Source organism: Chitinophaga sp., from assembly GCF_039596135.1.
GTDB lineage: Bacteria > Bacteroidota > Bacteroidia > Chitinophagales > Chitinophagaceae > Chitinophaga.
Genome location: NZ_JBCNKH010000025.1, coordinates 20,411 through 41,869, shown reverse-complemented (window position 1 = coordinate 41,869; position 21,459 = coordinate 20,411). Strand labels below are relative to the sequence as shown.

Annotated in this window: 18 protein-coding genes and 2 tRNA genes; 9 read left to right on the top strand and 11 right to left on the bottom strand. The window is 41.9% G+C overall.

The genetic code is table 11. The annotated features are described in order from the left end of the window. Positions 1 to 17: 17 nt before the first annotated feature. Entirely contained in the window at positions 18 to 1,061 is a 1,044-nt protein-coding gene (locus tag ABDW16_RS16120; protein WP_343671053.1) for a substrate-binding domain-containing protein, read from the top strand. A 42-nt stretch (positions 1,062 to 1,103) separates the two neighbouring features. Then, a tRNA-Lys gene (locus tag ABDW16_RS16115) sits at positions 1,104 to 1,176 on the top strand. A 378-nt stretch (positions 1,177 to 1,554) separates the two neighbouring features. On the opposite strand, the gene ABDW16_RS16110 is transcribed toward ABDW16_RS16115, so the two are convergent. Both ABDW16_RS16110 and ABDW16_RS16105 read right to left on the bottom strand, forming a co-directional pair. After that, positions 1,555 to 2,028: a hypothetical protein gene (locus ABDW16_RS16110; protein WP_343671052.1), complete on the bottom strand. Its 474-nt coding sequence runs from the start codon at positions 2,026 to 2,028 to the stop codon at positions 1,555 to 1,557. A gap of 10 nt (positions 2,029 to 2,038) precedes the next feature. Continuing rightward, a complete protein-coding gene (locus ABDW16_RS16105; protein WP_343671051.1) occupies positions 2,039 to 2,590 on the bottom strand; it encodes a sigma-70 family RNA polymerase sigma factor in 552 nt (183 codons plus the stop codon). 221 nt (positions 2,591 to 2,811) lie between these two features. Between ABDW16_RS16105 and ABDW16_RS16100 the strand changes: the two genes are divergently transcribed. Together ABDW16_RS16100 and ABDW16_RS16095 are read left to right on the top strand one after the other, a co-directional pair. Further along, positions 2,812 to 3,132: a DUF6249 domain-containing protein gene (locus tag ABDW16_RS16100; RefSeq protein WP_343671050.1), complete on the top strand. Its 321-nt coding sequence runs from the start codon at positions 2,812 to 2,814 to the stop codon at positions 3,130 to 3,132. Positions 3,133 to 3,358: 226 nt separating this feature from the next. Beyond that, a complete protein-coding gene (locus ABDW16_RS16095; protein ID WP_343671049.1) occupies positions 3,359 to 5,752 on the top strand; it encodes an outer membrane beta-barrel protein in 2,394 nt (797 codons plus the stop codon). 165 nt (positions 5,753 to 5,917) lie between these two features. Here ABDW16_RS16095 and ABDW16_RS16090 read toward each other — a convergent pair whose 3' ends face one another. The 6 genes from ABDW16_RS16090 to ABDW16_RS16065 form a co-directional block, all read right to left on the bottom strand. Next, entirely contained in the window at positions 5,918 to 6,583 is a 666-nt protein-coding gene (locus ABDW16_RS16090; RefSeq protein ID WP_343671048.1) for a hypothetical protein, read from the bottom strand. Positions 6,584 to 6,698: 115 nt separating this feature from the next. Continuing rightward, the gene (locus ABDW16_RS16085) at positions 6,699 to 8,870 is read right to left on the bottom strand and encodes a TonB-dependent receptor (RefSeq protein WP_343671047.1); all 2,172 of its coding nucleotides are present in this window, start codon (positions 8,868 to 8,870) and stop codon (positions 6,699 to 6,701) included. A gap of 224 nt (positions 8,871 to 9,094) precedes the next feature. Next, the gene (locus tag ABDW16_RS16080; RefSeq protein ID WP_343671046.1) at positions 9,095 to 10,111 is read right to left on the bottom strand and encodes a hypothetical protein; all 1,017 of its coding nucleotides are present in this window, start codon (positions 10,109 to 10,111) and stop codon (positions 9,095 to 9,097) included. 89 nt (positions 10,112 to 10,200) lie between these two features. Next, entirely contained in the window at positions 10,201 to 11,199 is a 999-nt protein-coding gene (locus tag ABDW16_RS16075; RefSeq protein ID WP_343671045.1) for a hypothetical protein, read from the bottom strand. A gap of 418 nt (positions 11,200 to 11,617) precedes the next feature. Then, positions 11,618 to 12,193 carry a dihydrofolate reductase family protein gene (locus tag ABDW16_RS16070; RefSeq protein WP_343671044.1) on the bottom strand — a complete coding sequence of 192 codons (576 nt, stop codon included), beginning with the start codon at positions 12,191 to 12,193 and terminating at the stop codon, positions 11,618 to 11,620. 134 nt (positions 12,194 to 12,327) lie between these two features. Then, positions 12,328 to 14,007 carry a sodium/solute symporter gene (locus ABDW16_RS16065; RefSeq protein WP_343671043.1) on the bottom strand — a complete coding sequence of 560 codons (1,680 nt, stop codon included), beginning with the start codon at positions 14,005 to 14,007 and terminating at the stop codon, positions 12,328 to 12,330. Between the two features lie 238 nt (positions 14,008 to 14,245). Here ABDW16_RS16065 and ABDW16_RS16060 point away from each other — a divergent pair, with 238 nt between their 5' ends. Further along, positions 14,246 to 14,791 (top strand): hypothetical protein, encoded by a 546-nt coding sequence (locus ABDW16_RS16060; protein WP_343671042.1) that lies wholly within the window; start codon positions 14,246 to 14,248, stop codon positions 14,789 to 14,791. Positions 14,792 to 14,902: 111 nt separating this feature from the next. Here ABDW16_RS16060 and ABDW16_RS16055 read toward each other — a convergent pair whose 3' ends face one another. Continuing rightward, a complete protein-coding gene (locus ABDW16_RS16055; protein WP_343671041.1) occupies positions 14,903 to 17,212 on the bottom strand; it encodes a glycoside hydrolase family 3 N-terminal domain-containing protein in 2,310 nt (769 codons plus the stop codon). Positions 17,213 to 17,342: 130 nt separating this feature from the next. Here ABDW16_RS16055 and ABDW16_RS16050 point away from each other — a divergent pair, with 130 nt between their 5' ends. The 3 genes from ABDW16_RS16050 to ABDW16_RS16040 all read left to right on the top strand — a co-directional run bounded on the left by ABDW16_RS16050 (position 17,343) and on the right by ABDW16_RS16040 (position 19,427). Next, entirely contained in the window at positions 17,343 to 17,744 is a 402-nt protein-coding gene (locus tag ABDW16_RS16050) for a VOC family protein (protein WP_343671039.1), read from the top strand. A 28-nt stretch (positions 17,745 to 17,772) separates the two neighbouring features. Then, complete coding sequence (locus ABDW16_RS16045) at positions 17,773 to 18,150, top strand: hypothetical protein (RefSeq protein ID WP_343671038.1); 378 nt, start codon at positions 17,773 to 17,775, stop codon at positions 18,148 to 18,150. 74 nt (positions 18,151 to 18,224) lie between these two features. Beyond that, the gene (locus tag ABDW16_RS16040) at positions 18,225 to 19,427 is read left to right on the top strand and encodes a M20/M25/M40 family metallo-hydrolase (RefSeq protein WP_343671037.1); all 1,203 of its coding nucleotides are present in this window, start codon (positions 18,225 to 18,227) and stop codon (positions 19,425 to 19,427) included. 23 nt (positions 19,428 to 19,450) lie between these two features. Here the strand turns inward: ABDW16_RS16040 and ABDW16_RS16035 are convergent, their stop codons facing one another. Beyond that, entirely contained in the window at positions 19,451 to 20,224 is a 774-nt protein-coding gene (locus tag ABDW16_RS16035) for an alpha/beta hydrolase (protein ID WP_343671036.1), read from the bottom strand. A gap of 108 nt (positions 20,225 to 20,332) precedes the next feature. Here ABDW16_RS16035 and ABDW16_RS16030 point away from each other — a divergent pair. Beyond that, a tRNA-Lys gene (locus ABDW16_RS16030) sits at positions 20,333 to 20,405 on the top strand. 194 nt (positions 20,406 to 20,599) lie between these two features. Here the strand turns inward: ABDW16_RS16030 and ABDW16_RS16025 are convergent. Then, a complete protein-coding gene (locus tag ABDW16_RS16025) occupies positions 20,600 to 21,418 on the bottom strand; it encodes an AraC family transcriptional regulator (RefSeq protein WP_343671034.1) in 819 nt (272 codons plus the stop codon). Positions 21,419 to 21,459 lie beyond the last annotated feature (41 nt).

Below are 21,459 nucleotides of genomic sequence, written 5' to 3'. Positions count from 1 at the left end.
ATCTTAAATAACCACTTGTGAAGAAATTAAGAATCAAGGATATTGCGGATGGTCTGAATATATCCAAGACAGCGGTCTCTTTTATCCTGAATGGAAAAGCAGAGGAAAAGCGGATCAGCGGGGAACTGGTAGAGCGGGTAGAGAAATATATACAGGAGGTGGGGTACAGGCCAAGTCCTATTGCCCGTGGTTTGAGAACGGGGAAGTCTCATATTATTGGTTTGATGGTAGAGAGTATCTCTGACCCATTCTTTGCTACTATTGCCCGTTTGATTGAGAATGAGGCGTATAAGGAAGGGTACAGGATTATCTATTGCAGTACGGACAATGATACGGAGAAGACGAAGGAGCTAATCAATGTATTGAAGGATAGAAACGTAGATGGTTATATTATTTCTCCGCCTCCGGGAGTGGAGAAGGAAGTTAATGAACTGATTAAGGCAGGGATGCCGGTGGTGATGTTCGACCGGTATTTACCTAAGGTAAAGACGGATTACGTAGTCATCGACAATGAGCCGAGTGCGGAGAATGCCACCAATTACCTGATTAAGCAGGGGTATAGCAATATTGGCCTCATTACCTTTTCATCTTCGCTGACGCAGATGAAGGGACGGTTGAAGGGATATAAGAATGCGATCCGAGAGGCAGGGTTAAAATCCTGTGTGCTGGAAATTGATTTCACGCCAGAAGAAAAAGTAATGGTACAGACCGTACGTGATTTTTTGGTGGCTAATCCTAAGCTGGATGCGATTTTATTTGGTGCGATACAGGCGGGCGCCTGTGGACTCAAAGCCATGACACAGTTAAAGATGAAGGTGCCGGAAGATCTGGCGGTGATCTCTTTTGATGATCACGACATCTTTGAATTGTTTGCAACACCGGTAACGGCTATCGCACAGCCGATAGAAAAGATAGCGCATAAGGTGATTGGGTTATTGTTGGATAGGCTGGATGCAGAGAAGGTTTCGGCAGAGCCGAGGGAGGTGGTGCTGAAGACGAAGATGAAGGTGAGAGGGTCGTCGGTAGCAAAGAATTCAAAAAAATATTTGGATAGTAAATAGAAACTATTATCTTCGCGTCCCGTTTGAGAGAAAATGGGGAATGATTCCGTAGCTCAGTTGGTAGAGCAATACACTTTTAATGTATGGGTCTTGGGTTCGAGTCCCAACGGGATCACCTTCTGGGGCAAGTCTAAAAAAGAAAGGCTTGTCCCATTTTTTTTTCCCTTCCAGCCCCTTGGCATTCTGATAATAGTGCGTTATAGCAGAATTTAATCTTTGGGTTCGATGTCATGTTCCGTCAAATTCCAGAAATTCGGGGAACATCGAACTTATAATTGTTCTCTTTACTTCTATATCTCCATTTTCATAGAGTAGATCAATATTTGATATCTTTTTTAAATCTACCTTGAGAAGGTCTTTTATTTCCGGTTACAGTTTGGACACTTCAAAAAGACTCTCAATGGCAAGCCTTCTGTAGAAACTACTTTGGGCTTTACAACCCGCCTTCTTCCATCAAGAACGACTTCTGCTGCGTTAAACCAGGTTTCACTAATTAGCGGCCGGGGTGAAATAATCCATTCCTGGAACGGCCTATCAGGAAGTCGATCACCAGGAACATATAGATGGCGAAAAGTATGGGTAAAAGAATAAAGTATTCACTTTGTATGTTATTGAACAAAGTGACATATGTTTGGCTGATGTGGCTGGATTTTTTAAGCGGGTAGTGATTGGATTTATCCTGAATGACTGCGAAAAAGATTACACCAGTGAGGCATACGGCAATGGCCCACCAGGTTTTTTTGCTGATAATAGGTTGTATTTTCTTTGGAATAAGACTATCCATTGTTTTTTCTGTAAAACGCAGGGTAACTTTCTCGGTTGGAAGGTTATGCAGCAGATGGAGGAGAGTATCCGTATCTGCGGCCTGCTCCTCAATACCTTCCATCACCTTTATTGTAAAATCAGATCGGGTCTGATCAGCCCCGATAGATTGTATGAGTCGTTTCAATTGTTCTTCCTTGTTCATAAAGCCTGGATTAAATTAAACCTGATAATTTTTGTTCAAGTTTTTTCCTCGCACGGAATAACTGTACTTTGATATTGGCTGTTGATTGTCCGGTAATTTCGTTAATCTCTTTGATGGAGTTTTCGTTCATATAGTACAGTGTGACCAGTATAGCTTCATTGGCTGGGAGTTCATTAATTGCCCTGTAAATGTATTTTGATTTTTCCTCCTGTTGCATTTTTTCCAGTTTATGCGGCTGATCGTCAAACCGGTTGTAATATTCATCAGGAGACTGTTTGCTAACCGGTAGTGCTTTTCTTTGCTTGATGTGGGCCAGGCAGGTTCTATATACAATTGTATAAAGCCAGGTAGAAAATTTGGCACCTCCCCTGAACGATCTGATGGCTTCATAAGCTTTTATGAAGCTTTCCTGGGCAGCATCTTCTGCCCCGGCAGGGTCACGGATCATTTTTAGAGAGATGGTATAAGCCATATTTTTATACTTATCTACGAGAAAAGCATAAGCACTAGAATCGCCATCTATTATTCTTTGGATATATTCCTGCTCTTCTATATGAGTCATGCAGATATAGCAGTTTTCTTATAAGAGGGTAGTTTTTCGTCAGTGGTTACAAAAATTGTCGATAAAATTATTTTAAGCTCATTTTTGGTGTAAATAGTAGAAATTCAATTAATTATGATAGTTGTGCGGTTTGGTAAGATGAAAAAATTTAAAAAACCTTTAAATTTTGTAACCAGTGTTCTCTTAATCGACTCTTACTTATGAAGTAAAACTAGTAAAATATGGACGAAATTACAAGAGATTGCCTCGTTTCTATAGCCGCCTTTGCCGCAATATTTGGAATAGCTTACATATACTTTATTTCCCGCCACCGGGAACGTATTACTATGTTGGAAAGGGGCGTAGATCCGAAATCTTTTCAAAAGGAGGAACAATCCCTGAAATACGGAATGATGGCAATTGGAATAGCAATAGGTACAGTGGCCGGTGCAATTTTAGGGAAGAATGGTGTGGAGAAAAACACCAGTTATATTTCAATGATATTTTTATTTAGCGGTATCAGTTTAGTGACTTACCATCTAATTACCAGGATAAAAAAGTAACCTTAATATTTTTTACATTAAACCTTTTGCGAAGACGTTGACTCTTTCCAGGTTTTTAGCCTGTCCATAATAATTTTATTGTAGTGACCTGGTTTGGATTACTTGTTTTTTTAAAAAAACAGGTATGCGAGCCATTGCCTTGCCCAGCCCCTTAAATTTAGCCCATATGAATCAAAAATTAGTTAATCAGATTGTTTTATTGATTTTTTTATTACTACCATGTAATATGATGTTCGCGCAGCAAGCGCCAGGGCAGGGTATTGTAAAGGGGATAGTCGTGGATGCAAATAATCACGCCGGTGCTGCATTTGTTGCGATAAGATTAAAGCAGGCAGATGGCACCGTGGCAAAAGTAGGTGTATCCGGGCCTGATGGAAAATTCCTGATCAATGGTGTAGATAAAACAGGTAAATATGCGGTTACATTCTCTGCCATGAACTACCAGGCAAAGTCAGTTGACTTCCGGTTTGAGGATAGCAGTGTGGTAGAGGTGGTGATGGATACCGTTTATTTGGAACTGCAGCATGTGCAGTTAAAAGAAGTAGGCATCGTAGCAAACAAACCTATTGTGAAACAAAAAGCAGGCATGATCTCCTACGATATGCAGGCGGATCCTGACAGTAAATCCAGCAACGTGCTAATGATGGTAAGGAAGATCCCTTATCTCTCGCTGGATGCGAATGAAAATATCACATTGAAGGGGAATTCTGATTTTAGGGTATTGATCAATGGAAAGTCATCAGGTATGTTTGAGCGTGATCTGAAGAATATATTGAGAACGATGCCTGCTTCCTCCATTGCACGTATCGATGTATATACCATTCCTCCTGCACGTTTTGATGCAGAAGGTGCTGGTGGTGTAATTAATATTGTCACTGTACCTAAAGTAAAAGATGAATACAAGGGAAATATCAGTATTTCAGAAAAAGGACCTGTAGGAGGCCCCGGCGCTGGTGGATCGTTTACCCTGAAGAAGGATAATTGGGGCTTTTCAATTTTTATGGGGGGCAACTTTTCCAATACCCCTACAACAGATAATGTAACAGAGAGAAACACGTTGGTAGAAACGCCTAAGGTTCTCACACAAGGCAGCAAGGAAAAAGGGAAGGGCCGAACTGGTTACGCAGGTGTTGAATTAAGCTACGGGATTGATAGTGTGCAACTGGTGACTGGTAAATTTAATATCAATGGTAATCAACAGGAGAATAACAAGTATTTTGAATCAAGACAAACGACTGGTGGTGCTCCTTCACAGGAATATAACCTGGCCAATTCAATAAATAATTCCAGTAATGGGATGGATGCTGGTGTCGACTATCAGATCAGTGGTAAAAAGAACAAAGACCGTAGATTGACCTTCTCTTACAAGTACAGTACCTCCAATGGTTATCCTGAAAATAGGGGAGATATAAGTGACACGCTCAACTTCAATATGGCTGATTATATGCAGGAGAATGATCAGCAGACAAAAGAGCATACAGCACAGGTCGATTATGTATATCCAATGAGCAACCTGACAATAGAAGCGGGTGTGAAAGGGATCTTCAGGGATAATAAAAGCGAATATAAATACTATGAGTATGATGAATCCAGCAAAGGATTTGAGTTGCAATCAGATCTGTCAGACCTGTTCAATTACAATCAGACGGTACTTGCAGCTTACAATTCTTACACTTATAATGTGAAGAGCTGGAACTTTCAGGGAGGACTTAGAGTGGAGAAAACGAACATTGATGCTGATTTTCTTGGGGATACAAAAAAGGTAAAACAGGATTATGTCAATTTCTTTCCGAATGTAAGTATTAATAAAGGATTTAAAAATAACCATAGTTTGAATGTGGGCTTTAGCCAGCGAATGAAACGTCCGGGTATAAACCGACTAAATCCATTTGTGGATCGTCAGGACCCTGGTTTTGTTTTCACCGGCAATCCCGAATTAAAACCAGTTATAGTCAATTCTGTGTCTGCAGGTTACAACATCCCCGGGAAGATTAACTTTACCGGCGGGGCAGATTACACCTGGCTGCGTAAAGTTGATCTTCCAATCACTACCTACGATTCATTGACAAATATTACCACCAGTACTTTTGCAAATACTGGTAATATAAAAGGGTTGAGTGCATTTGTATATGCGGTTTACAACGTTACCGGGCATTTTAGTACGGATGTAAATGGGAATGTTATTTATTTTTGGATTGATGGGCTGGAGAATGGTACTATCATAAAGAATGAACTGCTAACTTATGCAGTTAACCTTACGATATCTTATAGTTTCATGCATGGATGGCGTGCAAGGGCTGATGGGAATCTGCTCAGTAAAAATCCTACCGGGTTCCAGGGCACATCTAATGGATTGCTGGCTACTTCATTTGGATTGAGCAAGGATTTATTGAATGGTAAGCTAACTGTTGATACTGGTATCAATAATCCATTTAATAAATACAGAGACAGTCGTACATATACTACCGGTACTAATTTTTATCAGACATCCAACAACAGGGTTTATTACCGGCTTATTATGTTGACCGTAAATTACAATTTTGGTAAGATGACGGGTAATATTAAAAAGAGTAAAACGACCATTCGAAACAACGATCTGTCAAATGGTAAGGGGATGTAATTCTGGTAACCGGGGAATACGGCTTTATAGGTATGGATTTAATTAAGTTGCTATTAAAAGATCCTGATAATATAGTTATCTGCATTGATGACTTAAGTGGTTGCTGTAATTTGATAATAGAGGAGTATATAAGTGTTAAAAACCGTTTTATCCGGGCGTTTTTTATTAGAACCTGCGCCAATGGATCAAATCATATTGTTTTATATCATACCCTGTAACCCCGCTTTCAATAAACGCGTCTTTCAGTTTTTTGGATATAAAAGTGCTAAAGCTGAAAACGTTATCTACCATTACATCATAGGAAGGAAATTCGGCCGTCAAAATCATTTTTTTTAACCGGATATGTCTTTGAAAATCCAAAGATTTTCGTTTCGCCTGTAATTCTTCCCTGGACGATATGCTAAATGTTTCCATTACTTTAAAGTCCGAAATCCGGTATATCTCGAATGTCGTTTCGCTGTAATCGAGATAGTTGAATAAATCTGTATAAAAATGAAACCAATAGTAATCAAACAAGCAATCTTCCTGTTTTACTTTTATTTGATAAAACCTGCAATCTGGTAGTTTGAATGATGTAAGTATGTCTTTTACTTTTTGGTTCACGACTAATCCGAAAGACAAGGAAGCCCTGTCCACCACATCGGTTAAATAAGCGTTATGGTTTAAGATGATCTCAAAATCAGGTTCAAAGGTCAAAAACCTGTCGAGCCGTACTTGTTCATTCATAGGTGGCAATAACCATTCAAATGGTTTGGTATCGCTGATGGCTTGTGGATAGATACCTGTTTTATTGATGTCGGTTGAAGGAGAAAAGGAATAATACATATACATATTTACTAAATTTATCCGGCTTATCCTAACAAGGCGTTGCAATATAACCGGGACAGGCTCTGAGGGAAAGCGCTTTCCCTCAGAGCCGGCCTTAATACATTATGATATTCCTTTTTTAAAACCTGCCAGATATCCCAATATAAAAACTTCTGCCATCAGAAGGAATGATTCCAGGTCCGGGGTATTCATCTGTTCTACGGGTGAAATATGCTTTATTACCGATATTATTGATTCCTGCTTTGCACGCATATCTGCCCAATTTATAAGTTGCACTTAGATCAAATACAGTATAAGCAGGTATATATCCAGCTACCGGGTCAGTACTAAACTTTGCATTGGTTGCATCCCCATAGGAATCTCCTACATTATTCACCTGGAAGGTTGCAGAGAAGTGCTGATCGTTATAAATGATCCCAACCCGGTTAATGTATTTTACAGCTGTTTCTACCCGATTGTTTTTAAATTCACCGGATGTATATTTTGCATCTGTGTAGCCAAACGAATCAAATATGCTTATTCCTCTTTTGGTAGCAGGATGCAGGTATTTTAAAATATTAAATTCTATATAACTTTCCAGCCCTTTATGTACGCTGTTAGCCACATTAGTTCTGTAAGTATAAGGCTCGCCATCCGGATTTGTTAATAAAACAGTACCTATTCTGCGATTATAAGCCAGGTAGAATAATCCTATATCAAAGTTCAGGAAATTGCTTACGGTGCCTCTATAGCCCAGGTCTGCATTGAATCCATCTGCATCTTTCAGATTAGGATCAATTTTGGAAGTCGTACCAATAGGAGTTAGCTGGGCATAATCAATAGGCCGGTAAGCCTGACTGATATTGGCGTAAAGATTGGTATACCTGCTGGTTTTATATTCTGTACCTATACCAAATAATAAGATGGTTCTGTTCCTTTTGTTATCTGTAGTAACCTTTCCGTCATCAGTGATGTATCCCTTTGCAGTGCTTCTCAGGTGCTCAAACCGAACTCCGGGGGTGACAGAAAAATATTTATTGACCCGGAAAATATTTTCTATAAAGGGAGCAATATTGGTAGTGGTAAAATCCAGGTCGTACTCATATTCCCCCTGAATACTCAGGTCAAAGTCTGAACCAGTGGTTCCTTCGCCGCCGCCTTGCCTTTTAAACCAGGCGTAACTGTGCCGCAGGCCGCCGGCCAGGGTATTACTGGTGTTACCCAGTTTATAGTGATGCAGCAGGCGTATTTCGGTAGTGATATTATGCATGGCTTCTTTTTCTACCTCCCTCGGAATATACTCGCCGGTTGATGGATCTATAGTATCTAAAACACCGGGGCCACCATCTTCATTACGCCATACCAGTGATCTGCTGCTGAACAGGTAAGACGATTTTATATTTAAAGAAGTAGCAGGAGAAAAAGTATAGTTCAGATACCCGGTTACTATATTCCATGGACTTTTGAGCCAGTTTCGCGCACGGAATGAAGCTTTAGGGTCAGCATTGAACATACTATCTGTTAAGCCTCCTGGCATTTTAATACGATTACGTAAAAGGGTATATTCCACGCCAACAGTGAGTTTGTCCGAGGCGTTGTATTGCACTCTCCCAAAACCTGATAGCTGCTGTTGATGGCTATTGGGGCGGTAACCTTGCAGGGTACGGTACTGGATAAAACTGTAATAGCTCCATTTTTTGATAGTACCGGCAAAGGAATTGAAAGAATTGAATAAGCCAAAGCTTCCGGCAGTCTGAGAGGTAGTGAACTCAAAAGGTTTATTTTTGGGTGGGTCGTTCAGTACATAATTCACCAAACCACCGAACTGCGGTCCGAACTGGAGAGCAGCAGCGCCCCTCACCATTTCGATACGGCTTACAGCCTCCATAGGAGGCAGGTAATATGCTTCATTATAGCCGTAAATATCTGAGCTGATGTTATACCCGTTTTGCCGGGTATTCATTTCAATGCTCTGGGAGGGATTCAACCCACGGGTAGCAATACCATTGGCTGTAAAACCGCCGGTTTCGGTTTCGGCTATGTTCAGGCCTGGAACCCGACCCAGTATCTGACGGGTATTGTTAATGGCCTTATTGGCATCCAGGCTGTCTACAATAATTACTTCGTTTTTCTTTCCGGAATAGATAATTCCTTCTCTTTCTTCCGGGAGATGGCCGGTACCCCGGATGGTACGGATACCACTAATTGTAACATTTTTCAGATAATGGATCCTGGTTGAATCAGTTGATCGCTGTCCCCTGGCGATAACGGGCAGTAAAAAGAAAGGCAGCCCGAACAGTAATTTGCTCATATGTACAGATATGCCGCAAAGGTCAGGTGTCATGATAAATTTACCTGATCGTATCCGGAAAAAGATTTACGCGATCGGGAAAAAATCGGTTTGAAAGGTTGAAATAGCATGATAGCAGGTCAGCCACAATAGCATTAAATTTGCAGGGAACTGGTTCGACGGGACCACCATACAGCGGCAAACGCCAAATGACTTACCTGGGCGTCATTTGGCGTTTGCCAGCGCTAGAAGTACTTAATTTCTACTCTTTCTATCGTCTCACCCTTTCCGTTGGGTGGCACAGCAAATCCACCAGGTTCATACCGTTTTGTTCCGCTTTGATAATACCAATTGTTTAAACCACTGATCATTTGTTTTATGTAATAAATAAATTCATCTGTTTCCTTTTGGTATGGACTGAAATCAGGCAGATGATTTGATAATGTTACAAGTTCGTTTACAAGCTCGTCATGAATCTTCATTCCTTCCTCGCAGGCTTCATCAAAAGATATTTTATGATGATGCTGTAGTAATTTGATGATATTGAAAATTTCTGATTCTATTGCGAGCTCTTTGCCGATAGTTGCAAAATCGTTCTGAAGCGCAACAATGATTGCTTGCAGCATAATAATACGTTGGATAACGGTATGATTATAGATATAATCAGGTAAAGCAAAACCAGTTGAAGGACAAATCAAATCAACAAATGGAATCATTCCTATGGAATTGGCACGGATTAAATGAAAGAGCGGAATAGGAGGAATGTCCTTACTGATTTTATATGGTGATTCTTCCATAATTCCGTCAGTAACAAAACGATATTTATAATTCTTAGCTATCCGCTCAAGCCAGAAGTCCGGCATACCAAGGTCAATCCACTCCTTTCTGTTTGTTTGCATTTGACGAAATATTCCTATTTCCTCCTGCCGGGGATCGTCTCCCATCATTACCTCAAAAATCCGGTCTCTGAAAGCTGCTATTTCCTTTATTGGTAAAAGTTCTGCATAATCATCAGTGACCGTCATATAAATAGCAAAACGCGTTGCATGGAGAACTTTGTCCTTTTCTGTAGCAGCAGGTATCATAAAGGGGCCTACATCGATTAATCGCATCTTTCTGTACCTTGCCATCGCCTCTTTTGATAAGAATTGATAGTCCTGATCATACCAATTGGTTTCTTCTTCATAGAAGGCTCCTGCAAAGGGGCTTTGAAGGGTTTCCCAGGGATATACTGGCTTGGGCACATTAAATTGCTTGCTCATAATATGTGGTTTTTAATTTAAAATGAATGAAAGGTCGTTTACCAGGCCACTGCAATAAGTAAACTGGAAAAGCCTGTTAACTGATAATATTATATTTGGTTTAGTGTTTCTTTTAATTCTTTTGCTGCTGGAAATTCCACTGCATTGTAACGGTCGAGTTTAGTGGATATATTTTTCCAGCCGCTCAGTACCATGCTCATATAATGTACCCAGTTGACCACAGCTTCGTGCCAGATTCCGAAATCAGGGAGTGAAGCCTGTAGTGCTACAAATTCCCGGAGGTCTTCATTATGAAGCCGCAGGTCTTCCAGGCAGGCTTCTTCCAGTGAGATCTGACGTTCGTTCTGGATTACTTTTACGATATTATAATAGATACTTCCTGTAGCTTCGTCTTTCATTACTGATTGCACTTCATTGAAAAAAGTTACCAGATGACATGCTAATGCCTGCAGACGGCGGATTACCGGATGCTCATGGATTTCAGGAGGCAGAATGATCCCGGTTTCTATTTCTGTGAGCTGAAGGAAAGGGTACAGGCAGATGGAATCTTCCCTTAAGGCAATACATTCCGTTATTGTTGGGAACTTTTTATTTTGTTTATACCTTAGTTCGGTTTGCAGCCCGAGAAAGTATTTGTTGATCATCTGGGTGAAACGGGAAATCGATTCCTCTGGAATGAACTGTAACAATTCCTGCCTTAATGATGTGAGCATAGCACCCAAAGGAATTGTTGCCCCTGCACTGCTGATTTCCCCATTCAGTATGGCAATAGATTGGGCACGTACATTTTCAATGTCATTGGGGTCACTTTCTTCATAAAGATCATCATTATATAATGTCCAGAGCATTAGTCTGCAGATGGGTTTGAAACGTTCAACTGGTGCTGTGGGAAACCATTGGGCAGCAATATGTGCAGTTTTGGTTTTTTTGTACTTTTTTCGCAGATCAGGGTTGTTTTCATAAAGCCATAGGTATTCTCCGTCGATCCATTGATTTTCTGTAATTTCCTGCAGTTGATCTGCATTGGGATTCTTTAATGTTGGGAAGGGGTACTTAAATTGGGTATTAAGTAGTTCAAGTGTGTTCATGGGGTTTGGTTTTTTAATTTCACATAAGCGTAATATTAATCTGTAAAATTTAGTCCAGGCCGGACACAGTGAAGCAAGGCCAGATATGGCTTATAAAAGATGTACACATTCTTCAATAGAGAATATATCTCTACCAAAGCAGCTCAGTCTTTTAATTTTATTGAGTTGGAATTAAAGCGGTATCACTTTCCGATTCCGGAGCAGAACAGCGTTTTCATTGGTTGTAATTTTGAGGGGTTTACGTTTACGTCTTAATCTAGTTATACTAAACTACAAAAAAATTATTTAATATAACTTATTTTATTTCACACAAAATTGATATTTAATGTGAAAGTTTTGCAAATGATTACAGCAATATTTTAAGGCATCGGCCACCAGCATTTGAGCATTTCAAAAATTGCATCCCAATCATCACCAATTAGTTTTCACGCTGCACTTCGTAATAAAGACAAACTACACCTGAGCTAAAAACATGTGTTTTCAGGAGCTTCAATAACTGTTTTTCTTTAATACCTTTAAACACCGGAATTCCTTCACCCAGCAATGTCGGATTGACGAAAAGCCAGCATTCATCTATCAGATTTTCTGCCAGAAGGGTGTGCGTTGTGGTCGGACTTCCAAATAACAGAATTTCTCCCGTTGTTTCCTCCTTTAATTTACGAAGGGCAGCAGCATAGTCCTTGCCAATCACCGTCGTGTTCATGAGTGTTGCCTGGTTCAACGTATTTGACAATACTACTTTGTGCACGCTCTTGTACCAGGCAGCATGTTCCCTGTCATGCTTGCTTGCCCCCGGTTGATCCGCAGCCGTTGGCCAATAGCTTTCCATCATCTGGAAGGTGACCCTCCCATATAATGCGGTATTGGTTTTGTTGATCCTTTCCGCTACAAAATCAAAAATCTCCTGATCTACATGGATCCAATCCATTTCACCGTTTTTACCGGCAGCAAAACCATCGAGCGATGTATGCATGAATAATACTATCCTTCCCATTGAATTTAACTTTTTATCAATGTTATTGAATTGAGCAATTTACGACAAATTATAAATGTATACTTTATCAACATAAAAGAAGCTCCTAAACCATAACGGTTTGGGAGCTTCTTTTATAAATTCTGAAAAACCTGTTACCAGAAAGCCATATATAACGCCACCAGCAGACCAATAATGATCAGTGAACCCACTGCAAAACCTGTGGATGTTCTGAACATTTTAGTATCGATGACCAGGCCGTTTGGTTGAACACCTTTTCTGTTTTCGATGATGCTAATGATAAACATACCGATAACGCACAGCACGAATACGATAGCCATCCTATCCAGGAAAGGTATTTGGTATACTCCCTGCGCATCGGGCACCGCAAAGCCGATAGCATACAATGCTTCGAGATTGACCAGACCGGGCAGGAACTTGAGGATGACAGAGAATATAAAACCACCAATGGTCGCAAACAATGCTGCATTGGAGGTGCTTTTCTTCCAGAAAAATCCCAGCAGGAACATAGCGAAGATACCCGGTGAAACAAAACCTGTATATTCCTGTATGTACTGGAATCCCTGTTTACCTTCACCCATCAGCGCGTCGCCCAATTCCAGGGTAAGCAATATGCCGATGATGGTAGACACAATGATCGCTGCTTTACCGATGAACACCAGCTTTTGCTCGCTGGCTTCTGCGTTGTATACTTTTTTATAAATATCCAGTGTAAAGATGGTGCTGATACTATTTACCTTGGCAGCCAGCGAAGCGATCACCGTAGCCGCAAAGGCTGCTACTGTTACACCTTTTACACCTTCAGGCAACAGTTTCAGCAGGGCCGGATAGGCTTTATTGCTGTCGGCGATCACCTGTCCGTTTTTGGTAATATTGATCAGTGAGTTGTCTATCATATTATGTTGGTACAGGTAATAAATAGCTATACCGGGAACAACGATGATAACGGGCATCAGCATTTTTAAAAAGGCTGCAAACAGGAGCCCTCTTCTCGCCACTGGTAAACTAGCGCCCAGCGCACGTTGTGTAATATACTGGTTGCAGCCCCAGTAGTTCAGGTTGGCGATCCACATGCCGCCGATCAGTACGCTGATACCCGGCAGGTCGGAGTAAAATGGGCTTTTTTTATCGAATATCATTTGAAAGTGGTCCTTTGCCTCCGCATGCAGGATGGTAAAGCCTTTTACCATACCACCGCCGCTACCGATCATGTTCAGCGAAATATAGAGGGCAATAAAACCGCTCACCACCAGGAAAAATACCTGTATGGCCGAAGTATACCCGACTACCTTCATACCGCCCAACGCAATGAATACCGAAAATATTGCCAGCAGGAAAACACACAGGGTAAAGTCCCAGCCCGTGATGCCGGAAATGGCTACTGCACCCAGGTACAATATCGATAACAGGTTTACTACTATATATAGCAATAGCCAGAACACCGCCATGATGATGGCCACTTTGCCATTATATCGCTGGTTCAGAAATTGTGGCATCGTAAAGATCTTGTTCTTTAGGTACACCGGCATAAAGAACACCGCCACGATGATAAGGGTCAGCGCCGCCATCCATTCATAGGATGAAATGGCTAAGCCCAGTTGGAAACCTGAACCGCTCATGCCGGTCATCTGCTCGGCAGAGATATTGGAAGCGATGAGAGAAGCGCCAATCGCCCACCAGGTCAATGAGCCCTCCGCCAGGAAAAAGTCGGCTGAGCTGGTCTCCGCCTTTTTCTTGCGCTTATAGATCCAATAGCCGTACAGCGATACCAGTACAAAGTACAGAAGCACTATAATCCAGTCAAATTGTAACATAGCTGTTTGAAATTTTAAATTTTCATTTGATTTGCCAGAATAGCAACGTCCGAAGATGGGTAAGAAAATTTGCATCGTGGCTGATTGTGGTCATTCTGTTTGATAATTCTGGCTAGTAGCGATTTTTTCTACTGGTAACATGACGAAGATCAGCTGGTTTCCAGGTATTTGGCTGCGGTAGGACATTCTCCCCGTTATTCAAATGCATTACTTTTGGAACGGATTAACCAATAACAAAATGCTGAAGTTTTTCTTTCTGGTACTCTCACTTTGTGTTTGCCTGAATATACAGGCACAGGATAAACCTGGTAAAACACAGTTTGGACTGGAATTGGATGCCCTTCCCTATGCTACGGGTGGTTATTTTGGAGCGGGATGGGTTGGAAAAGATGTTTGGAGAATAAGAGCGCTGACAGCTTTCGTAAAAAAGCCTGACTGGTCCACTGCTAAGGATTTTTCCAATCATCAGGTGCATGCCTATGCGTTGCTGTTAGACCGGTTCCTGAAAAAGGACTGGAAGGGCTGGTGGATCGGGGCTGGAGTCGTTTACTGGAATAGTACGATTCAAACAGATGCAAGGATGCAAACGGCAGAATTTAACAATTTTCTGGTCAACGGAAGTTTAGGGTATAATTTTACACTGTATAAGCATTTTTACCTGTCACCGTGGGGGAGCTTAAGCCTTCGGATAGCCGGTGATAAAAACGTACCGGTCGATAATAAGAGTTTTACATTGCCGGTTATAAATCCGGAAGCTTCCATAAAGGTGGGCTATTATTTTTAGATGGCCTTCAGGAAAGGCGGTTCAATCATTTATTATTTCGGGGCAGCATGTATGAAAAAAATCCGCTTCTATCATGCGATAGAAGCGGATTTGGGATTTTTAAGAAGTAGATTATTCTTTATGATACTTCGCATTCCTGCCATCATGTATCACCCCTTTCCAATCCAACCCATATCCAAAATCATAACTATTCCCATCACTATCCTGGTAGCAATCCATATCATAAGGCACATCTTCACTTTGTTTCTCCACAGTTGCCATATCTTTCGGCATCTGCAATGGCAGCAAACCGGAAGGCTCCGTTTTTCCTGAAATGATTTCCATCAATGCACTGGTAGACACACCAAAATGTATGAGCAATCCATCCACACTTTTCTCAAACTCACTAAACACCATCGGTTTGCCGGCATTCACCGCTACAATAACAGGTTTGCCATTCATTACAGACCTGGTATCCAGGATGGTTTGTAAGTCCATGTAGTTATTCGCGGTAATAGTTTTGCCTTTGTAAGATCTGTTTTTTACTGCAGGTGCTACTACCGGATCACCAGCAGCAATGCTTTGTTCCCTTGCATCCACGGCCTTGTACATACCATATTGCAGACTGATAGGCAGGTATCCGTTCCCCCCGGTCTTTCTGTCTTCTGCACTATAACCATTGTCTGCACTAACGGGGCTGGTTACAAATACCAGTGCAAAATCTGCCAGAGCCGGAACATCAGTAATGTTATAATATTTCTTTATTGTATTCGTATCCACAGGGTAGTCGAAGTGTGGTAAGGTGGCTATGCCCCACCAGTTCTTTACCATGGGGTAATAAATCTTTGGAATATATACTGTTTTTCTGCCGGCTACCGGCAGCACATTTGCGTGATTTTTCAGCATCACGACAGACTTCAGTTGTGCTTCAAAACCCGCTTTCATAAATGCCGGATTGCCCACAATTGCTTTGCTTTTCTCAATATCCAGGTAAGGGTTTTCAAACAATCCTACACGAAAGATATTTTTCAGCAGGCGTACTGCAGAGCGCTGGAACCTTTCTTTCATAAATGCTTCACCATGTTCTTTTACACCCATCTGGTAAGCTGCTATAACAGGCTTTACATCATTATTCCCCCCAAACTGGTCAACTCCTGCTATTATTGCCTGGTAGTGTCTTTCATCCACTGTTTTGGCTTCCAGCCCCCAGGGCTTTCCTTCAAAAATTTCCGGGGCAGCTCCTTCATTGGCAGTGATGATCCAGTCAGTACATATTACACCATCGAAGTGGTATTGCTGCCTGAGCAGGTCCGTGAGCAGGTATTTGCTATAGCCATTCCCGACATTGTTACCACTGGGGTCAATGCCATAAGAGATGGTATAATAAGGCATCACAGCGGCTACCTCTTTGGTTTTACCATTCAGTTGTAAGGCGCCGTTTACAAATGGCGCAATGTGAGCGGAGAAGTTTTTGCCGGGGTAAACTGCAAACTTCCCATAGGCAAAGTGAGCGTCTCTGCCGCCTTCTTCCGGGCCACCGCCGGGCCAGTGTTTGACCATCGCATTGACACTGGTCCATCCCCAGCCGTCTTTTATTTCATCGGCACCTGTGGCCGTCTGAAATCCATCGATATAAGCCCGGGCCATATCTGTAGACAATGCAGGGCTTTCACCAAAGGTGGAAATGAGCCTGTACCATCTTGGCTCTGTCGCCAGGTCTACCTGTGGGGAAAGGGCAGTGGTGAGGCCCAAAGCTCTATATTCTTTGGCTGCAATGCTGCCAAATTGTAGTACGATATTGGGATCGAATGTGGCTGCAAGACCCAGTCCATCCGGCCATTGAGAAATGGCGCCGCCGGCACCGGCATTGAATTCAGCATTCGACTGGGTCACATGCCGGGGATCTGAGCTGTTGTTGACCGGGATACCTAAACTCAATCCTTCCACATAAGCCTGAACCTTATTATTCCATTCCGCCGCAACACCCGGATTGGCGACAGTGGTTATCAGTATATGGCGGAGGTTATCCGCTTTCAGGAATTGTTTTTGCTGATCGCTGATGTCAGAGGGGGCTGCACCGCTTTTACTAAAAGGGAGGCCATTATAGGTACCACTGGCAAAACCAGTTTCATGGGCGGGGAGTGCCTGGTGAAGGCTGTATAACATTAGCCCTGCCATCTGTTCCACTGTCATTTTTGCTACCAGGTCTTTGGCTCTTTCTTCTATAGGCAATCGCCAGTCTTCGTATTTATCCAGTTTCCCATTTTTATTCAGGTCTTTGAAATGAAGTTTGCCAATGGTCAGGACTTTTACTCCTGAAGCGGTGGAGTAACCCAGTGTGGGGCCTTTGACGTTGGCAATCGTTTGGTAGTTGCTGTGGTCCTGTCCACGTGCATATATCACTCCTAGTAAAAGTGATAAGGTGATTATTCCCTTTATCATAATGAGTGGAATTGGTAGTTTATTTTCACGAAACGTTGAATTGGCGGGCATTGGGTATTAATGCCTCAAGTGGAAGCAATGATAAGATTATTTTCTGAAATTTCCCTGCCATTGTCGATATTTATACAATATGAACCGGAGAATCGCCCATATCACCCTGGTCGTAAAGGATTACGACGATGCAATTCGATTTTATACAGAAAAGTTGGATTTTCAATTGCTGGAAGACACGCGGTTGTCTGAGGACAAGCGATGGGTATTAGTTGCACCAAAAGGTGCAAAGGAGTGTGGCCTTTTGCTTGCTAAGGCAGTAAATGATCAACAGCTGGCAAGTGTAGGCAATCAAACCGGAGGTAGGGTAGCGTTGTTCTTATTTACAGATGACTTTTGGAGGGATTATGATACCATGCTTGCCAAAGGTGTGAAGTTTGTTCGCCCACCTAAAGAAGAGCCTTATGGTTGGGTCGCTGTATTTGAAGATTTGTATGGTAATCTATGGGATTTATTGCAACCCGGTGAGAGTAGCACTTAATAAACTGCACAAATAAAAATAACTCCCCATGAAACAAATGAACATTGATACAAAAGTATGGCTTAAAAACCCAAGAGAGAGCAACTATCCGGCTGCTGCCGATTATCTTGATCTCTTACTACCCCGAAACAAGGTCCGGGCGATTGTAGCCGCCCTCAGGAAAGAAAAAACCGTAAAAAAGAAAGCGAAAGATATATTACGTGCCAGCAGGCTGCCTTTATTACCAGCTGATAACATTCATGTGCAGGAGAATATCCAAAAGGTCAAGTCCGGGAAAAAGCTGTCACCGGTATTGCTGGTTCGTTCTCCCCGGCTGATTGTTGCAGACGGCTATCATCGTGTTTGTTCTATTTACTACTTGTCAGAAGATTTGGAAATACCTTGCAGGATCACTGATCTCAGGTAAGAATTTTTATCCCACGATCGCTACATTTTATCACATTTACAGCTATACGGCATTATTATGACCTAAATTGAATCATGAAAACGCTGTGTTTTATATTATTAACAGCCCTTGCCTGCTGGCGGCAAACGGGCATCCATGAACAGATCAGGTCAGAAACCGACAGCATTTATGATAAGCTTATCAGGATCAGAAGAGACTTTCATGCAAATCCCGAATTGGCAGGAAATGAAATTCACACCCAGGCATTCATAAAACAATATTTACTCAACCTGGGACTTGAAGTACAGACAGACATTTACGGTTATAGCCTGGTAGGCATTTTAAAAGGCAGTAAACCCGGTAAGCAAATCGCCTGGCGGGCAGAGATGGATGCCTTACCTAATAACTTTCCTGATGAGGTACCCTTTAAATCTATCATAAAAGGTGTACAACATAGTTGTGGGCATGATGTACATATGGCCGTTGCACTGGGAATAGCGGAAGTACTTGCAAAACATAGAGCTTCATTGGCCGGGACCGTGTATTTCATTTTTCAATCAGAAGAAGAAACGTTTCAGGGGGCGAGAGGTATGATTGACCATCAATTATTTTCAGTAATACACCCTGATGAAATATATGCTTTGCATGTAACCGTATTACCCGTAGGTGTAATGATGGTAAAGCCAAATGAGATGTTTGCCTACCAGAAACGTGTAAGGATTAAATTAAAGGAGGGAGATGCGGAGGAATTATCTGCGAAGATTTACAGTTCATTGTCACGTGTGCCAGCAAATAGCAAGCCCTGGGAAATACAACATATCGGTGATCGTGATCTGGGATTAATAAACCCCAATACGATATTTAAAGACTACCTGATCATGGATCAGCCTTTTAATAGCTATACCCAAAACGACTCGCTTTTTTTAGAGACTTATTTATACGAAACCAATGCTGCGAATCTTCAAAAAATCATCCCCGGCATTAAACAACTAGTGGGGGGAGACGTTTCTTTCATACAGGAAAATCCAACAGTCGTTAATGATGAAGAACTGACTAAAAACGCAGTAAATACTTTAAGAAAGATCTATGGGAATAATATTATCGTGCCTGACTATGGACAGGTTCCATATTTTAACGACGATTTCGCTTATTTCCAGCAGAAAGTACCGGGCGTTTATTTCTTTCTCGGTGGATCTAATGTGGTGAACCATGCACCTGGTTTTAAGGTGGATGAAGAGAGTATAAGGGTAGGAGTGAGGAGCTTTTCATCTTTAATGATTGAAAGGCTGCGGGAGTGAGTATTGGCTGTCAAAGACATTTATCATGACAGAAATGCTTTAACAATAGCAGCAAAGCGTTCCGGCTGGTCCATATGCAAACTATGCCCGGCGTTGGCAATTTGTTCTACCTGTAGTCCCTGCAGCTCCTTTGCAATTTCAGCAGTCACAACACCTCTGTCGCCAAATACGAGCAATGCCGGAATATCGATGCTACTCACCAATGTCTTATAATCAGGATATGGCGGTGTCAATACGTTAAAAGCGGCCATACTGGTTTGCAATCTGGCCTTTGCAAACAGTTCTATTGTTTCCAATGAGCGGTGAGGATGTCTGGCCCGTCCATCTGCTATTACCTCTTCCAATGATAGCTGCAACACCTTTCTATGCTGCTCGGCTACGTCGCTATCCCACACTTCGCGTTGCACTTCAGGGCTGATAAAGGGCGGATCGGCCAATATCACGCCTTTTAGTATATTGGGTTTACTACCTGCTACCACTGCAGCCGTCATGCCACCCATTGAATGCCCAACCAGGAAAGGCGGCGGTAGTTTTAACGCCTGTATCAGGCCTGCTACATCATTTGCCAGGTCATCATATTGATAACCATAATCAGGCACACTTGATAGTCCATGTCCTCTTGCGTCCGGCATGATCACATCGTAATCCTTTTCCAGTGTACGTGCCAGGTCTGTCCAGCACAGGCCATTCGTCATTAATCCGTGCAGGAGAATGAGAGGAGGTTTATTTCCACCGGTTCTGGTATAGTGAATGGTGATATTGTTTGTTTTGCAGATAGCGGTATTCCAGTTACTCATTGGGTTATCAGATTGGCTAACGTCTCATGAAAACAAAAATATGGAAATTATTTGGCAGGAATAAATATTTCCATATCTTCGCGCTCCGTTTGAAAGAAAACGAGGTCAGATTCCGTAGCTCAGTTGGTAGAGCAATACACTTTTAATGTATGGGTCTTGGGTTCGAGTCCCAACGGGATCACGAAATAAAAAGGCTTCAGAACTTATTTGTTTTGAAGCCTTTTTTGGTTCGATATCTGATCATCGACCCCGGATCTTAACGTTATCCATTATTTTGTTTGATATCTATTGTCTTTCTGTATTTCCACGAGGGATAGGTGGCAAACCGCTTTGTTGCTGTTAAATGGTTAGTATTGACGTAGCGTGCGTTGCGGTTTAATGAAATGAGGCCCTGAATGCTACAGGACTCATGTTAGTTTTGATCTTGAATAGTCTGCTTAGGGATTGGGAGTGCTCAAAGCCCAATTTATAAGCAATTTCTGCAACCGACAGGTTCGTTGTTGTCAGCTGTTCTTTTGCTTTTTCAATCAGCTTTTCATGGATATAATACTGTGCATTTTGGCCGGTAAGGATGCGGAGCATATCGCTCAAATAACTGGGAGAAATCGTTAACTGCTCTGCCAGATATTGAACGGTTGGGATGCCTTTTTCGCTATTGATGTAGTCATCCAGAATGGCTTCCATTTTTTGCAGCACACCTGCATTGACGGCCTTACGGGTAATGAACTGGCGCTTGTAATAGCGGTTGCTGTAATTGAGTAGCAGCTCTATTTGCGTTATCAATACTTCCTGGGTGAAGTCATCAATTGGTAGTGCCAGTTCGGTTTCGATACTTTTTAAAATAGCAATGATCGTATTCCTCTCTGCATCCGAAAGATGCAATGCTTCATTAGTAGCATAAGAAAAGAAACCATATTGTTTTATTTTTTTTGCTAGCGGGTAACCCAATAAGAAGTCGGGATGTATGAAGAGACTATAGCCGGAATAAGGGCCATTGTGTTCGCTGCCACCCATTAATTGATTGGGGGCAGCGAATAACAATCCACCTTCATCAAAATCATAATAACCTTGCCCGTACTTAACTTTGCCTTTGATTTTGTCGGTATAACTAATCTTGTAAAATCCTGTGATATGGGATTCACAACTGAACATTACCTCAATATGATTATTGATGCCGTCAACAATACTGATCAAGGGGTGCAGCGGCTTCAATTTATTTAAATTCAACAATCGAT

What these genes read in the sequence shown, in the direction of transcription:
- ABDW16_RS16075 (WP_343671045.1), bottom strand. Translation starts at nt 11,199, where the DNA reads ATGAACACACTTGAACTACTTAATACCCAATTTAAGTACCCCTTCCCA.
- ABDW16_RS16110 (WP_343671052.1), bottom strand. Translation starts at nt 2,028, where the DNA reads ATGAACAAGGAAGAACAATTGAAACGACTCATACAATCTATCGGGGCT.
- ABDW16_RS16055 (WP_343671041.1), bottom strand. Translation starts at nt 17,212, where the DNA reads ATGATAAAGGGAATAATCACCTTATCACTTTTACTAGGAGTGATATAT.
- ABDW16_RS16040 (WP_343671037.1), top strand. Translation starts at nt 18,225, where the DNA reads ATGAAAACGCTGTGTTTTATATTATTAACAGCCCTTGCCTGCTGGCGG.
- ABDW16_RS16085 (WP_343671047.1), bottom strand. Translation starts at nt 8,870, where the DNA reads ATGAGCAAATTACTGTTCGGGCTGCCTTTCTTTTTACTGCCCGTTATC.
- ABDW16_RS16050 (WP_343671039.1), top strand. Translation starts at nt 17,343, where the DNA reads ATGAACCGGAGAATCGCCCATATCACCCTGGTCGTAAAGGATTACGAC.
- ABDW16_RS16105 (WP_343671051.1), bottom strand. Translation starts at nt 2,590, where the DNA reads ATGACTCATATAGAAGAGCAGGAATATATCCAAAGAATAATAGATGGC.
- ABDW16_RS16045 (WP_343671038.1), top strand. Translation starts at nt 17,773, where the DNA reads ATGAAACAAATGAACATTGATACAAAAGTATGGCTTAAAAACCCAAGA.
- ABDW16_RS16070 (WP_343671044.1), bottom strand. Translation starts at nt 12,193, where the DNA reads ATGGGAAGGATAGTATTATTCATGCATACATCGCTCGATGGTTTTGCT.
- ABDW16_RS16035 (WP_343671036.1), bottom strand. Translation starts at nt 20,224, where the DNA reads ATGAGTAACTGGAATACCGCTATCTGCAAAACAAACAATATCACCATT.
- ABDW16_RS16095 (WP_343671049.1), top strand. Translation starts at nt 3,359, where the DNA reads ATGATGTTCGCGCAGCAAGCGCCAGGGCAGGGTATTGTAAAGGGGATA.
- ABDW16_RS16065 (WP_343671043.1), bottom strand. Translation starts at nt 14,007, where the DNA reads ATGTTACAATTTGACTGGATTATAGTGCTTCTGTACTTTGTACTGGTA.
- ABDW16_RS16100 (WP_343671050.1), top strand. Translation starts at nt 2,812, where the DNA reads ATGGACGAAATTACAAGAGATTGCCTCGTTTCTATAGCCGCCTTTGCC.
- ABDW16_RS16060 (WP_343671042.1), top strand. Translation starts at nt 14,246, where the DNA reads ATGCTGAAGTTTTTCTTTCTGGTACTCTCACTTTGTGTTTGCCTGAAT.
- ABDW16_RS16080 (WP_343671046.1), bottom strand. Translation starts at nt 10,111, where the DNA reads ATGAGCAAGCAATTTAATGTGCCCAAGCCAGTATATCCCTGGGAAACC.
- ABDW16_RS16090 (WP_343671048.1), bottom strand. Translation starts at nt 6,583, where the DNA reads ATGTATATGTATTATTCCTTTTCTCCTTCAACCGACATCAATAAAACA.